This is a genomic window from Pseudomonas sp. B21-040 (assembly GCF_024748695.1).
Taxonomy (GTDB): Bacteria; Pseudomonadota; Gammaproteobacteria; order Pseudomonadales; family Pseudomonadaceae; genus Aquipseudomonas.
This window is the reverse complement of sequence record NZ_CP087176.1, coordinates 3,942,003-3,955,214: the sequence shown is the minus strand read 5'-3', so window position 1 is coordinate 3,955,214 and position 13,212 is coordinate 3,942,003. Positions and strand designations below refer to the sequence as shown.

The window sequence follows — 13,212 nt, the reverse complement described above, 5'->3', positions numbered from 1 at the left end:
AACGCGTCGAGAGTTATCACGTTTAATTTAACTTTACGTGAGGATTTGGCGATCTGTCCGCTCACATACTCGGCCCCATCGATCAACTGCCGGGAGCCGGACATGTCGCAGCTATCTGCTTCACCCCGTATCAGCAGCCATCCGCGCTGGCTGCGGCTGACCCATTGGCTGAACGCCCTGGCGGTTCTGGTCATGGTCACCAGCGGCTGGCGGATCTACAACGCATCGCCCATTTACGATTTCAGCTTTCCCAAATCGATCACGCTCGGCGGCTGGCTGGGGGGCGCCCTGCAATGGCACTTCGCGGCGATGTGGTTTCTCGCCATCAACGGCCTGATTTATCTGGCCATCAACCTGTTCAGCGGTCGTCTGAAACGCCGTTTCTTCCCGGTTTCGCCCAAAGGTGTCCTGCATGACGTATGGGCCGCGTTGCGAGGGCGGTTGGGGCATGCCGACCTGAGTCATTACAACCAGGTGCAACGGCTGGCGTACCTGTTCGTGATGGTCGACATCATGCTGCTGGTGATTTCCGGGCTGGTGCTGTGGAAGTCCGTCCAGTTCCCGCTGCTGCGCGAGTTGATGGCGGGTTACGAAGGTGCGCGACGGGTGCATTTCTTCGCGATGGCGCTATTGGTGGCCTTCGTTGCGGTGCATCTGGTGATGGTCGCGCTGGTCCCCAAAACGTTGTGGGCCATGATCGTCGGTCGCAAGGAGTCGGTATGAAAAAGCGCATCGAAAGTACCGGGCTGGACGAGTCGTCGATCCTGACAGATGCCCGGAAAATCCTCGCCCCGCAGATCGCCGACCGCTCGCGTCGCTCGTTCCTGCTGCGTGGCCTGACGCTGGGCGGCGTGGCGATGTTGTCCGGCTGCAACATCACCGACAACGAAAGCGTCGACACCGCGTTGTCCGCCATGTCCCGCTTCAACGACCGGGTGCAGGGCTGGCTGTTCAACCCCAACGCCATGGCACCGACCTATCCCGAATCGATGATCACCCGGCCATTTCCGTTCAACGCCTTCTACGGCATCGACGAAGCGCCGACGGTGGAGGCGGAGAGTTACCGACTGGAAGTTACCGGCCTGGTCGCGGACAAACGCAGTTGGCGGCTCGAAGAATTGCGCGCCATGGCGCAGACCGAACAGATCACCCGGCACATCTGCGTCGAAGGCTGGAGCGCAATCGGCCGCTGGGGTGGCGTGCGGTTCAGTGATTTCCTCAAGCGCGTTGGCGCCGACACCGATGCCAAATACGTCGGCTTCAAATGCGCGGATGACTACTACACCAGCATCGACATGGCCACCGCGCTGCATGCGCAAACCTTGCTGACGCTGACCTACGACGGCGCGGTGCTGCCGCGCCAATACGGCTTCCCCATGAAACTGCGCATGCCCACCAAGCTGGGCTACAAGAATCCCAAACACATTCAGGCCATTTTCGTCAGCAACACCTACAGCGGTGGCTACTGGGAAGACCAGGGCTACAACTGGTTCGGTGGCAGCTGACGGGCAACTTCACTCGCCCGCAACCTGTGCTTCAAGGAGTTCATCATGAAAAAGTTAGCCACCGCCGTACTGTCCATGTGCCTGGCCGTAGGTGCCGCCTCTGTATTCGCTGCTGACACCATGAGCAACGACACCATGAGCAAGGACTCGATGTCCAAAGATGCCATGTCCAAAGACACGATGAAAAAAGATTCAGCGATGAAAAAGGACGCCATGGCCAAGGACACGATGAAGAAAGACAGCATGTCCAAGGATGCAATGTCCAAGGACAGCATGAGCAAAGATGCGATGAAGAAGGACGCTACTTCTCAGTAATCCAGTTCCTCTCGATCCCTGTGGGCGCTTGTTCCCACAGGTTCGTGCAGGGCATGACATCACTACAAACAAGGGCGTTGATGGCAGAGAAGGGCGCTGCTCTGATTTTGCAGGACGCCTGATTTCGTCACCCCGGTGTATCAAAAATGAATTTCCGCCGAGCTGGCTGCTCATACTTGATAGGTAGCGCATTTAGCTCGCGAAATCATAGATGCATTCAGGGAGTGGCAATGTCATGGGACCAGTATCGACGGTCGACGCGAAACCTTCGGGTGGGTTGATTCTTGTGGTCGAGGACGATCCGCTGATCCTGGAGTTTCTTTGCGAAATTCTTCAGGACGAAGGGTTTGTGGTCGAGCCTCAAATCAGTGCGGATGCCGCTTCGATGTATCTGGAGCAGCATGCGAATGACGTTTGCCTGTTGCTCACCGATATCACCATGCCGGGCACCCTCAATGGCGCTGACCTGGCCAATCAGTTCGGCGACCGCTGGCCTGACAAGCCGATCATGATCATGTCCGGCTTCGAAACCCCGCAAAGCTCAGGCGTAAAACATTCGGTCTCGTTCATTAAAAAACCCTGGGCGATCGGTCAATTGCTGGACTGTGTCGACGGTGCCTTGAAGTCCAAGCCTGCTGGCTGAAACGTTACTGCGCCGCATGAGCCCGTCTCGCTGGTAAATGCTACATTGCCTGGTACTACCTGCCTGGCCACTTGCGAGAGGAAGCTAATCCTTGTCTGCTCATCCATCCGTATTCAACACGCCTTACCGCGCTTTCCTGTTCGATATGGACGGCACTGTTCTTAACTCTATCGCTGCCGCCGAGCGGATCTGGACGATCTGGGCCTTGCGCCACGGGGTGGATGTCGAGTCTTTCCTGCCGACCATTCACGGCGTCCGCGCTATCGACACCATCAATCGCCAGGGATTGCCGGGCGTCGATGCGCAGGCGGAAGCGGCGTGGATTACCGAGGCGGAAATCGAGGACGTGGAGGGAATTGTCGAGGTCCGCGGCGCGGCGGCATTCCTGCAATCCTTGCCGGCCAATCAATGGGCAATCGTGACCTCCGCACCCCGAGCGCTGGCCTTGCGCCGGATCGCGGCTGCGGGGATTCCCGTACCTGACGTGATGGTGACTGCGGAGGATGTCAGCGCGGGTAAACCGGATCCTGCGGGTTATCGATTGGCGGCGAAACGGCTGGATGTCGAGGTGACGGAATGCCTGATCTTCGAAGATGCCAGCGTGGGGATACGGGCGGCAGAAGCGGCCGGGGCTGATTTGGTGATCATCACCGAGACGCACGCACATCCGATTCAGACGGCGCATGCGACATTGGCCAGCTATCAGTCAGTCACCGCAGCGGTCGATCCCGACCACTCTCTGCGCCTCAACCAAATCTAATTGTAGGAGTGAGCCTGCTCGCTCCTGCAATGGAGCTGCGCAGTGACTAGTACACACCGGGAACCAAGCGCCAGGTGTGGGCGCAATACGCCTCATATTCGTGCCCAAACTGTGCCCTCAACAACGCCTCTTCCGCGTGAATCCGGGCAATCAGCGGAATCACCGTCAATGCGGCCAACAGCAGGCCGACACCTGAACGAAACGCCAGCGCCCAACCCAAGGCGATGACCAGCATCCCCAAGTAACTGGGGTTGCGCAGACTACGATAAATCCCGTCGGTGACCAGCGTATGCCCCGGTTGAATCGCCACCAACCCGCTGAATCGATTGCCCAGCACAAACACGGGCCACAACCGCAGGGCGCCGCCGACGATGAACAGCAACGCGCCGATCCAGCGCAGGCCTTCACCGCCGAAGGTCCAGTAGTCGATTCGGTCGGTGTACGCCGGCAAAAAGCCGCTGAGTATCCCGATCACCCCGAACGCCGGAAGCACCCAGCGATTGGCGCGGTCCTCTCGTTCACCGGAACTCAGATTGACCTCGGTGAACAGCGAAGCCACAGTCATCACCAAGGTCGCCAAGGCAACCACCACCAATGGCGCATGGGCGAAAAACGCGGCCAACCCGCCCATGCCCCACACCGCGAGACCGAGGTAGGCAAGGGTGCCGGCGATGGCGAAGAATGCCAGCCTGGGCGAAATTTTCATGAGCACCTCGTGATGAGCCATTGCCCCATTCAGTTTAGAGGCCGGGGGCTGCTCACGCGTTCAACTCGGACCTGGCATTGCGCCGAATGACCTGCGGCGGTTGGCCGAATGCCCGAAGAAAGGCTTCACGCATGCGGCGACGGTCAGTGAAACCGGCCTCGGTGGCGATTTGATCAAGACTCAGACGCCCGCGTTCAAGCATCTGCCGTGCCGCCTCCAGGCGCAGGTTTTCGATGGCCTTGGCCGGCGTCTGCCCGGTCTCGGCGCGAAAACTGCGGCTGAATTGTCGAGGGCTCAAGCGCGCCACGTCTGCCAGTTGCTCCACCGACAGAGGCGAGGCCAGGTGTTCGCGGGCATAGCCGAGAACGGTTTGAATCCGGTCGGATTTCGGTTCCAGTTCCAGCAGTGCCGAATGCTGGGACTGCCCCCCCGCGCGGCGCTGATACATCACCAGTTTCTGCGCCACAGAGCGCGCCAGTTCGGCGCCGTGATCCTTCTCGACCATGGCCAGCGCCAGGTCGATGCCGGCGGTCATGCCGGCCGAGCTCCAGATCGAGCCGTCAACCACGTAGATGCGGTCTTCTTCCACTTTGATCAACGGAAATCGCGCTTGCAGCTCCCGGGCATAGGCCCAGTGAGTGGTGGCCCGTCGTCCATCGAGCAAACCGGCCTGGGCCAGCACGAATGCCCCTGAACAAATCGACGCCATGCGCCTGGTGGTGTTCACCCGGTTGCGCAGCCAGGTCAATACACCTTCGGGTGCCTGTTCGACGATGGTAGCGCCGCCCACCACGATGACGGTGTCGAAGACCCGTTCATCGAACGCCTGGGTCCCGACATTCAAGCCTCCGGAGGCGCGCAACGTGCTGCCGTCCTGCGAGATCACACTGACGTCATACAGCGGCTCACCGGCGCTGAAGTTGGCGTACTCGAACACCGGCATGGCCGCCAGCGCCATGGACTGGAAACCCTCGAACACCACAAATGCCACGGCAGTCATCGCAGGACCCTCAAATGAATATGTCCGAAAAACGTACTTTAAACGTCATTTGAGACAAGTGTAAGACCCTTTATAACGGTTCACACCCGGCGAACTGATCGCCTCACTGTGAAGGAAACCCGACATGGCACTCTCATCCAAAGGCACCGCACTGATCACTGGCGCTTCTTCGGGCATCGGCGCGGTGTATGCCGACCGTCTCGCCCGGCAGGGTTACGACCTGATTCTGGTCGCCCGCAGCCAGAGCAAACTGAACGCGCTGGCGAACCACCTGAGCAACGAAACCGGGCGCGCGGTGGAAGTGGTCGCCGCTGATCTGAAAGTCAAAGCCGATGTGCTGCGGGTCGAGGAGATTCTGCGTAATGACGCCAGCATCACCCTGTTGGTGAACAACGCCGGCGTTGGCGCGGTGATGCCGTTGTTGGGCAGCCCGGTCGACGAGATGGAAGACATGATCACCCTCAACGTCACTGCGCTGATGCGGCTGGCCTATGCGGTGGTGCCTGGCTTTGTCGCCCGTGGCACGGGCACCGTGATCAACATCTCATCGATCGTGGCCATCGCGCCGGAAATCCTCAACGGCGTGTATGGCGCGACCAAGGCCTTTGTGCTGGGCCTGAGCCAATCAATGCACCGCGAGCTGGCGGATAAGGGCATTCGTGTTCAGGCGGTATTGCCTGGCGCGACGGCCACCGACTTCTGGAGTGAGGCGGGCAACCCGGTGGAAAACCTGCCGCAAGAGATCGTGATGTCGGCGCCCGACATGGTCGACGCCGCACTGGCGGGCCTGGCGAAAGGCGAAGTGGTGACCATCCCGAGTCTGCACGACGGCGAACAATGGGACCGTTACGAAGCGCAGCGCCAGACCCTTTCGGGGTTGTTTGGCAACGCCAGCGCCGCACCGCGTTATCGCTAAAAGGGGGGGCGGCGGGCTGGGTGAACTAAGCTTGGATAAGTAGGGTTCACCTTTGGGAGACCCGCGATGCTGCACATCCGGACACCGTTGATCTTGCACCCGGGGCTGTCGACGCAGACCCGGCGGATCTGGCTCAAGATGGAAAACCTGCAACCCAGCGGTTCGTTCAAGCTGCGTGGCATGGGGCTTCTGTGCAGTTGGGCCAAGGCCCAGGGCAAACATCGAGTTATTTGTCCTTCGGGCGGCAATGCCGGTTTTGCCACCGCTGTTGCTGCCGCCAGCCTCGGACTGAGCGCCTGCATTGTCGTGCCGCACACCACCCCTGAATCGACCCGCAACCGGATCAAGAAAACCGGTGCCGAGGTGATTGTTTACGGCAAGGTCTGGGACGAGGCCAATCAACGGGCCAAAGAACTGTCGCAGGATGCGGACACCGAATACGTGCCGGCTTTCGATCACCCGCTGTTGTGGGAGGGGCACAGCACCCTGGTCGATGAGGTGCTTGAGGTGTGTCCTCAGGTTGATGTGATGGTGACGTCGGTGGGCGGCGGTGGTTTGCTGGCGGGAATCCTCACGGGGCTGATTCGCCATGGCCGCACGGACTGTCGGATCGTTGCTTGCGAAACCGAGGGAGCGGCCTCGTTCGCGGCCGCCATGAAGGTTGGGCATCCGGTTCGATTGCCGCGCATCGATACCGTGGCGACATCGCTGGGTGCGGCGCAGGTCGCAGCGTGGCCAGTGCAGCACCTGCGCGATTTCCCTCACCAGTGCGTGGTGCTCAGCGATGAAAACGCCATCATGGGCGTGGTTCGATTCGCCAGTGATCTGCGCCAGTTAGTGGAACCGGCCTGTGGTGTGTCATTGGCGGTGGCATACCTGAACCATAGCGCCATCGCAGATGCGCACGATGTGGTCATTGTGGTGTGCGGCGGGGTAAGTATCAGTGCGCAGTTAGTGGCCGGATGGGCGCGTTTGTCCACCGGGAAAGCGAAGTAGGGCTGCAAACGCTATCCAGCTGTCGCAAGCCCCACCACTATTTATTGGCCTTTACTTCATTGGCCGGCAGCATCGCCTTCCTGAATCAGGATGGCGCGAGCCAGGTCTTCGTCACTGGCGTTCAGACCGGGATTGTCCTGGCGGATTCTCTTCAGCACCGACTCCAGATAAACACCGCGAATTGCACCGCCACTGGCAACGAAGCTGGAGGCATCATCCCTGGCAGGAATCATGAGTTTGTGGTCCTTGAAGGTCGAATACAGCGAGGCAGATACCCCGGCCGAAGTGGCTACATCTTCCGCATCCACTTTGGCCATAGCCGAGCCGAAGGGTAAACACAACATCAGGGAGGAGATGATAATCAGACGGCGCATGACAGTGTCCTCTGAAGCAATTGGGATGTACCTCATAGTTTAGGATGCCTGGCGATCGCCAGGAGTTCCTTTGTCACGCGATATCGTTCAAAACCGCAGCGTTGCTCCCGTGGTCAGCCACTGGTCACGTTCCCCCGTCAAGTTGCGTCCCGCCACCAGATCGATGTCGAGGCGCTCGCCCACATGAAACCTCGGCCCAGCCTGCCACGCCTGCTGCGCGCCTTGCTGGCCGAAGCGTTCGGCGATCATCGTGAGGGCGCGGGCCACGTCGTATTCAACGCCGGTGCCCCAGGTCCAGCGATGGTTTTGCTCGCCGTCGTCATAAGCGTGAGACCAGCCGGCATTGAGGTTCAGGCGCAGCGTTTCGAACGGTTGGTAGGTGAGTGGCAGGTTCAGTTCGCCGCCGTCGAAGGCGTGCGCCCGATTCAAGGCAACGTGCGCCGAGCCCGCCAGCGCCCATTCAAGACCCAGGTTTTCGCTGGCGAATAATTGAGCCTTGAACTGCGGGCTCACCTGCGTTTGCGCGTCATCGTGGCTGTGCTGCAACACCGCGCCGAACTGCACGGTGGGCAGTGATTTGAACGTACAGTCCTGCGACAAGGTACTCGTGCCGGAAGACGTGTGCCGACCGTTCTGGTACCAGGCGTCGATGTTGCATTCACCGGGCGCATTGATCCCTGCGTCGTCCACCACATAAGCGCCACCGGCGGCGTTGGCGTGAGAGATCATCGTCAGGCACCCGAGCACACTCAGGGTGATCCCGACAAACAACAGATTGCGCCGCAGTGACCGGCCTTGGGCTGGCGGGAGATCGCGTACAAAGGAGGTGAATTTTTGCATGAGGTTTATCTCGATAATTTCGTTGGAATGAACAGATCAGCCCTGAAGCAGCTGTCGAGCCTGCGAGGCTGCGTCCGGTGGCGCCGCCGTCGTGAAATCAGGGAATGCGGCGTGTCAGGAAAAAATGTGCGCAGGGTTTACGACGGCTGCGCCACCGGACGCAGCCTCGCAAGCTCGACAGCTGCTACAGCGAGGAAGCGACCGATAAGGTTTGCAGGCCTGCCAAACCGGCCTGGATGATCAGTTCTTCGGTGTCTTCGCCGCCGGGCAGGGCGATCACCACGTCCGCTCGGCTGTCGAGCAACATGAAGCGGTTGCGCACGCGTTCCGCGGACTTGCCGTGGCGTTGCCAGTTGGGCGGGTAGCGCACGATGTCGATGCCCTGTTCCCGTGCCCACTCTTCGATGACACCGCCCAGGTGCTGGTTGCCGCCATGAATCAGCACACGCACGGGGTGCACGCGTTGAAAGGCGTCGAGTACCCGTCGGCACTGGCGGGTGTCGGCGTAATGGCGCCCCGCGCAAATCAGCAGGCGCATGACGGGGTGTCCTTCACCAAGTCGCTGTTTTCGATGGCCCGCTGACCGGCGCGTTCGAGCAGCGGATAGGCGAGGGCGGCGATGTGGTGGTGCACGCGACGGTAATCGCGCAGCACGCGCTGGAAGATGTCGCCGGATTCGGCCCAGGTGTTTTTGTCCTCCTGCAACTTGCGAAAGTGCTCGCGGCTGGCCTGTGCTTCGAGTTGCCTCACGGCGTCCTTGCGCTTGATCAGTTGATGCGCGGTGGTGATGTCTTCGCGCAAAAACACGGTGATCGCCAGGCTCAGGCTCTCCATCAACGCATCGTGCAACGGGGCAATGCTGGACAGTTCGAATGCGGTGAACTGTTCCCCACGGCGCACCCGGCGCATGGCCAACTGCGCGAGGCTGCTGGAAAGAATGTCCGCCGCGTGTTCGAGGTTGATCACGAACAACAGGATTTCCTGGGCGCGATCGGCGTCGCCGTCACTGATGCCTTCTTTGCCGATGTCGGCCAGGTAGGCGCGAATCGCCGCACTGAGCAAGTCCAGGGATTGATCGATGCGTCGCACCTCGTCGACACCGGTCGGCGCCGATGTGTGGAACAGCTGCAACAGGCGCCCGAGCATCGCCGAGAACATATCGGCCATGCGCAGCGCTTCGCGGGCGGCGTTGGAGAGGCCGATGTTGGCCACTTCCAGGCCGGCTTCATCGAGGTAGTGCGGCATCCCGGGGTCGACATCCCGCACCGGTTCCGGCAGCAGCCGGGTCAGGGCGTTGGCGAGTACGTCGGTCAGGCCGATGAATACCAGCGCCAGCAGCACGTTAAAACCGCTGTGCACGACCACGACCAGCGTCGACGGGTTCAGATTCGTCTCGGCCAGCAAACCGGCAAACGGCAACACCGCCAGCGCACCCAGTAGCCGCACGAGCAGATTGCCCAGCGGCAGGCGTCGACCGACGCTCGATCCGGCGTTGATTACCGGCGGCAACGCACCGCCAATGTTCACACCCATCACCAACGCTACCAGCGTGGTGGCCGACAGCATGCCGGTCGCCGCCAGCGAGACGATCAACAACACCACTGCGACGCTTGAATGGCAGAGCCAGGTGAGAATCAGCGCCACCAGCAAGGCAATCAGCACGTCGCCGTCGAGGCTTTGCATCATCACTTGGAAGACCGGCGTGCTTTCGACGTGCGCCAGGGTCGAGCCGAGCATGTGCAGGGCCAGCAGCATCAGCCCCAGGCCGATCAGCGCACAGCCGACGCTTTCATAGCGTGAGTCATCGCGCAGGCGAAAAACGATCAGCCCCGTCAGCAACGTCAGTGGCGTGAGTATCGACACGTCGAGGCTGAGCAGTTGCACCACCAGGGTCGAACCGATATTGGCGCCCAGCATCACCGCCAGCGCCGGGGCCAGCGCGAGGGTGCCGGCCGCCGTAAACGACGTTGCCATCAAGCTGACCGCGCTGCTGCTTTGCAGAAGGCCGGTGATGCCGATCCCCGACAGCAACGCCATCCAGCGGTTGCTCAGGTTTTGCCCCAGCCATTGGCGCAGCGGCGAGCCAAAGCCACGCAGCAACGCCGAAGAAATCATGTGAGTGCCCCACAGTAACAGTGCGATGGCGCCTGCGAGGTTGATCAGTAGAGTCGTTCCCGACATCAGGACTCTCCCTTTTTTGCTGTTTCATTTATTGAAGGCCCGAACGGAAAACCTGTGGGAGCGGGCTTGCCCGCGATGAGGGCGGGTCAGCCAACATTGATGCCGACTGACAAATCGCTATCGCGGGCAAGCCCGCTCCCACAGGGATTGTGCTGTTCAATCCCTGTGGGAAAGGCCTCTCACTACAGGGTGTTCAGGCGATCAGAACCACTGCTTGAAGCGGCGGATGTAGATCGTTTTCATGACCTGCGCGAAGACGCAGTAGCTGAGCAAGGTGCCCACCAGCCAAGGGAAGTACGCCCATGGCAACGGCTGCAAACCGACCAGCGTGCCCAGTGGCGAAAACGGAATGTAGATGCCCAGCACCATCACCAGTCCGGTCATCAGGATCACCGGCAATGCGGCCGTGCTCTGGAAGAACGGAATCTTCTGCGTGCGCAACATGTGCACCACCAGCGTCTGGGACAGCAGCCCTTCGATGAACCAGCCGGACTGGAACAGGCCCTGCATCTCCACGCTATTGGCGGCGAACACGTACCACATCAGCGCAAACGTGGTGATGTCGAACACCGACGAGGTCGGTCCGATCCACAGCATGAAACGGCCGATGTTCTTCGCGTCCCACTTGCGTGGTTTGCTCAGGAACTCCTTGTCCATCTTGTCCCACGGCAGCGCCAACTGAGAGATGTCGTACATGAGGTTTTGCAGCAGCAGATGAATCGATAGCATCGGCAAGAACGGAATGAACGCACTGGCCACCAGTACCGAGAACACGTTGCCGAAGTTGGAACTGGCGGTCATGTTCAGGTACTTCATGATGTTGCCGAAGGTTTCGCGGCCTTTGAGCACGCCTTCTTCGAGCACCATCAGGCTCTTTTCCAACAGAATGATGTCGGCCGATTCCTTGGCGATGTCAGTGCCGCTGTCCACCGAAATACCGACATCGGCATCACGCAGGGCAGGGGCATCGTTGATGCCGTCGCCGAGGAAGCCCACGGTGTGACCGTTCGATTGCAGCGCCTTGAGCACCCGCGACTTTTGCAGCGGCGTCAACTTGGCAAACACCGTGCGTTCTTCGACGCGCAACTTGAGGGTGGTGTCGTCCATGGTCTCGATGTCGTGACCGAGCAGCGGTGTGCCAGGCTCCAGACCGACTTCGCGGCAGATCTTGCACGTCACCACGGCGTTGTCGCCGGTCAGCACCTTGACGGTCACGCCCATGTCCCGCAGTGCCGCAATCGCCGGACCAGCGGTTTCCTTCGGTGGATCGAGGAAGGTCAGGAAGCCGCGAATCACCAGGCCATGTTCGTCCTGAGTGGTGTACTGGTTTTTGCTCTGCGCCTTGGGAATCTCGCGGGTGGCGACCAGCAATACGCGGAAACCGTCCTCGTTGTATTCGTTGGCCAGGCTCAGCAGATCTTTGCGACGTTGTTCGTCGAGTGCGACCACCGCGCCGTTTTCATGCAGGTGGCTGGAAATGCTCAGCATCTCCTCGACCGCACCCTTGCACACCATCAAATGATCGTCGTGGCTGTCCTTGACGACGATCGACAGGCGCCGGCGGACGAAGTCGAACGGCAACTCATCGACCTTGCTGTAGGCGAATGGCACACGGAACTTCGGGTTGCCGTTGGCGAACTGCACCACCGCCTGGTCCATCAGGTTTTTCAGACCGCTCTGGTGATGGCTGTTGAGCCACGCCAGTTCCAGGATCGCATCGTCGCGCCGGCCGTGGCTGTCGACGTGGTGCTCAAGGATGATCTTGTCCTGGGTCAGGGTGCCGGTCTTGTCCGTGCACAGCACGTCCATTGAACCGAGGTTCTGGATCGCGTTGAGGCGCTTGACCACCACCTTGCGCTTGGCCATGGCCATGGCGCCTTTGGCCAGGTTGGCGCTGACAATCATCGGCAGCATTTCCGGGGTCAGGCCGACCGCGACGGCCAATGCAAACAGCAACGCGTCGCTCCAGTCGCCCTTGGAAAAACCGTTGAGCAGGAACACGATCGGCACCATCACCAGCATGAAGCGGATCAGCAGCCAGCTGACGCTGCTCACCCCTCGGTCGAACGCCGTTTGTACCCGTGAACCGACAATGGCTTTGGCCAGCGAGCCGAAATAGGTGCGCGAACCGGTCGCGACCACCACGGCTTTGGCGGTGCCGCTGACCACGTTAGTGCCCATGAAGCAGATGTTCGGCAGGTCCAGCAGGTTCGACTGATCGGCAGCGTTGCCGGTCGCGCATTTCTGCGCGACGTTGCCCAGCGTGTCGTATTTCTCCACCGGCAAGGCTTCACCGGTGAGCACGGCCTGGCTGATGAACAGGTCGCGTGATTCGATCAGGCGGATGTCCGCCGGGATCATGTCACCGGCGCTGAGTTGCACAATGTCGCCGGCCACCAACTCGCGCATCGGCACTTCGCGCAGCGTCGCACGGCTGCCGCGTTGCCCGCGCCGCAGCACAGTCGCGGTGGTGCGTACCATGGCTTTCAGGGTTTCAGCGGATTTAGCGGAGCGGTATTCCTGCCAGAAGCGCAACAGGCTGCTCAAGGTGACCATGGTCATGATGATAATGACCTTGGTCAGGTCGGCTTCGTCGCTTTCACCCTGGCTGATTGGCAGCCAGTAGTCGGTGAAAAAACTGATGCCGGCCAGGGTCAGCAATACATAGATGAAGGGATTGTTCAGGGCTTTGAGCAGTTGGACGAGGGCGTGGGGCGGCTTGTCGTGGGCCACTTCGTTGTAGCCCCCGCGTGCCAGCCGCCCTTCGGCTTCCAGCTCGGTCAGGCCGTCAGTGGTTGCGTTGAGGTTGGCGAGGGTTACGGCCAGGCCGTTCTGGGCTTCTCGTGCAGCGCGCATCGACAGCTTTGCGTTGTCGTTGCTGGCACCTTGGGTGCGGGTCTTCGGAGTTTTTACTGTGGTCATTGCGTGTGCTCCTGCCGCTGTCTTGCGGCACGACACACAGCCAACTCGCCGAAC

14 protein-coding genes are annotated in these 13,212 nt (G+C 60.5%); 7 read left to right on the top strand and 7 right to left on the bottom strand.

The features are described 5' to 3' along the window. Positions 1–102 precede the first annotated feature (102 nt). The 5 genes from LOY55_RS18115 to LOY55_RS18095 all read left to right on the top strand — a co-directional run bounded on the left by LOY55_RS18115 (position 103) and on the right by LOY55_RS18095 (position 3,223). Positions 103–723 (top strand): cytochrome b/b6 domain-containing protein, encoded by a 621-nt coding sequence (locus LOY55_RS18115; RefSeq protein WP_223525138.1) that lies wholly within the window; start codon positions 103–105, stop codon positions 721–723. Continuing rightward, positions 720–1,505: a molybdopterin-dependent oxidoreductase gene (locus LOY55_RS18110; RefSeq protein ID WP_258666090.1), complete on the top strand. Its 786-nt coding sequence runs from the start codon at positions 720–722 to the stop codon at positions 1,503–1,505. The genes LOY55_RS18115 and LOY55_RS18110 overlap by 4 nt, the downstream gene beginning before the upstream one ends. A 45-nt stretch (positions 1,506–1,550) precedes the next feature. Next, positions 1,551–1,820: a pentapeptide MXKDX repeat protein gene (locus tag LOY55_RS18105; protein WP_077431995.1), complete on the top strand. Its 270-nt coding sequence runs from the start codon at positions 1,551–1,553 to the stop codon at positions 1,818–1,820. Positions 1,821–2,055: 235 nt separating this feature from the next. Next, complete coding sequence (locus LOY55_RS18100; RefSeq protein WP_077431996.1) at positions 2,056–2,463, top strand: response regulator; 408 nt, start codon at positions 2,056–2,058, stop codon at positions 2,461–2,463. Positions 2,464–2,554: 91 nt separating this feature from the next. Further along, entirely contained in the window at positions 2,555–3,223 is a 669-nt protein-coding gene (locus LOY55_RS18095) for an HAD-IA family hydrolase (RefSeq protein WP_109786182.1), read from the top strand. 46 nt (positions 3,224–3,269) lie between these two features. Here the strand turns inward: LOY55_RS18095 and LOY55_RS18090 are convergent, their stop codons facing one another. Then, a complete protein-coding gene (locus LOY55_RS18090; protein WP_109786258.1) occupies positions 3,270–3,929 on the bottom strand; it encodes an isoprenylcysteine carboxylmethyltransferase family protein in 660 nt (219 codons plus the stop codon). Positions 3,930–3,981: 52 nt separating this feature from the next. Continuing rightward, the gene (locus LOY55_RS18085) at positions 3,982–4,929 is read right to left on the bottom strand and encodes a GlxA family transcriptional regulator (RefSeq protein ID WP_258666085.1); all 948 of its coding nucleotides are present in this window, start codon (positions 4,927–4,929) and stop codon (positions 3,982–3,984) included. Positions 4,930–5,053: 124 nt separating this feature from the next. On the opposite strand from LOY55_RS18085, the gene LOY55_RS18080 reads away from it, so the two are divergent. Beyond that, the gene (locus tag LOY55_RS18080) at positions 5,054–5,845 is read left to right on the top strand and encodes an SDR family oxidoreductase (RefSeq protein ID WP_258666083.1); all 792 of its coding nucleotides are present in this window, start codon (positions 5,054–5,056) and stop codon (positions 5,843–5,845) included. A gap of 66 nt (positions 5,846–5,911) precedes the next feature. Next, positions 5,912–6,841 (top strand): pyridoxal-phosphate dependent enzyme, encoded by a 930-nt coding sequence (locus tag LOY55_RS18075; RefSeq protein WP_258666081.1) that lies wholly within the window; start codon positions 5,912–5,914, stop codon positions 6,839–6,841. A gap of 56 nt (positions 6,842–6,897) precedes the next feature. On the opposite strand, the gene LOY55_RS18070 is transcribed toward LOY55_RS18075, so the two are convergent. The 5 genes from LOY55_RS18070 to mgtA form a co-directional block, all read right to left on the bottom strand. Then, positions 6,898–7,215 (bottom strand): DUF2388 domain-containing protein, encoded by a 318-nt coding sequence (locus LOY55_RS18070; RefSeq protein ID WP_109786178.1) that lies wholly within the window; start codon positions 7,213–7,215, stop codon positions 6,898–6,900. An 87-nt stretch (positions 7,216–7,302) separates the two neighbouring features. After that, positions 7,303–8,055, bottom strand: coding sequence for a hypothetical protein (locus tag LOY55_RS18065; protein ID WP_258666079.1), 753 nt, complete (start codon positions 8,053–8,055; stop codon positions 7,303–7,305). Positions 8,056–8,239: 184 nt separating this feature from the next. Continuing rightward, positions 8,240–8,593 carry a DUF2493 domain-containing protein gene (locus LOY55_RS18060; protein WP_258666078.1) on the bottom strand — a complete coding sequence of 118 codons (354 nt, stop codon included), beginning with the start codon at positions 8,591–8,593 and terminating at the stop codon, positions 8,240–8,242. Beyond that, positions 8,581–10,236: a Na/Pi cotransporter family protein gene (locus tag LOY55_RS18055; RefSeq protein WP_258666076.1), complete on the bottom strand. Its 1,656-nt coding sequence runs from the start codon at positions 10,234–10,236 to the stop codon at positions 8,581–8,583. Before LOY55_RS18055 ends, LOY55_RS18060 begins: the two co-directional genes overlap by 13 nt. Before the next feature lie 201 nt (positions 10,237–10,437). Further along, positions 10,438–13,158, bottom strand: a complete 2,721-nt coding sequence (gene mgtA / locus LOY55_RS18050) for a magnesium-translocating P-type ATPase (RefSeq protein ID WP_109786174.1) — start codon at positions 13,156–13,158, stop codon at positions 10,438–10,440. Between the last annotated feature and the right edge of the window lie 54 nt (positions 13,159–13,212).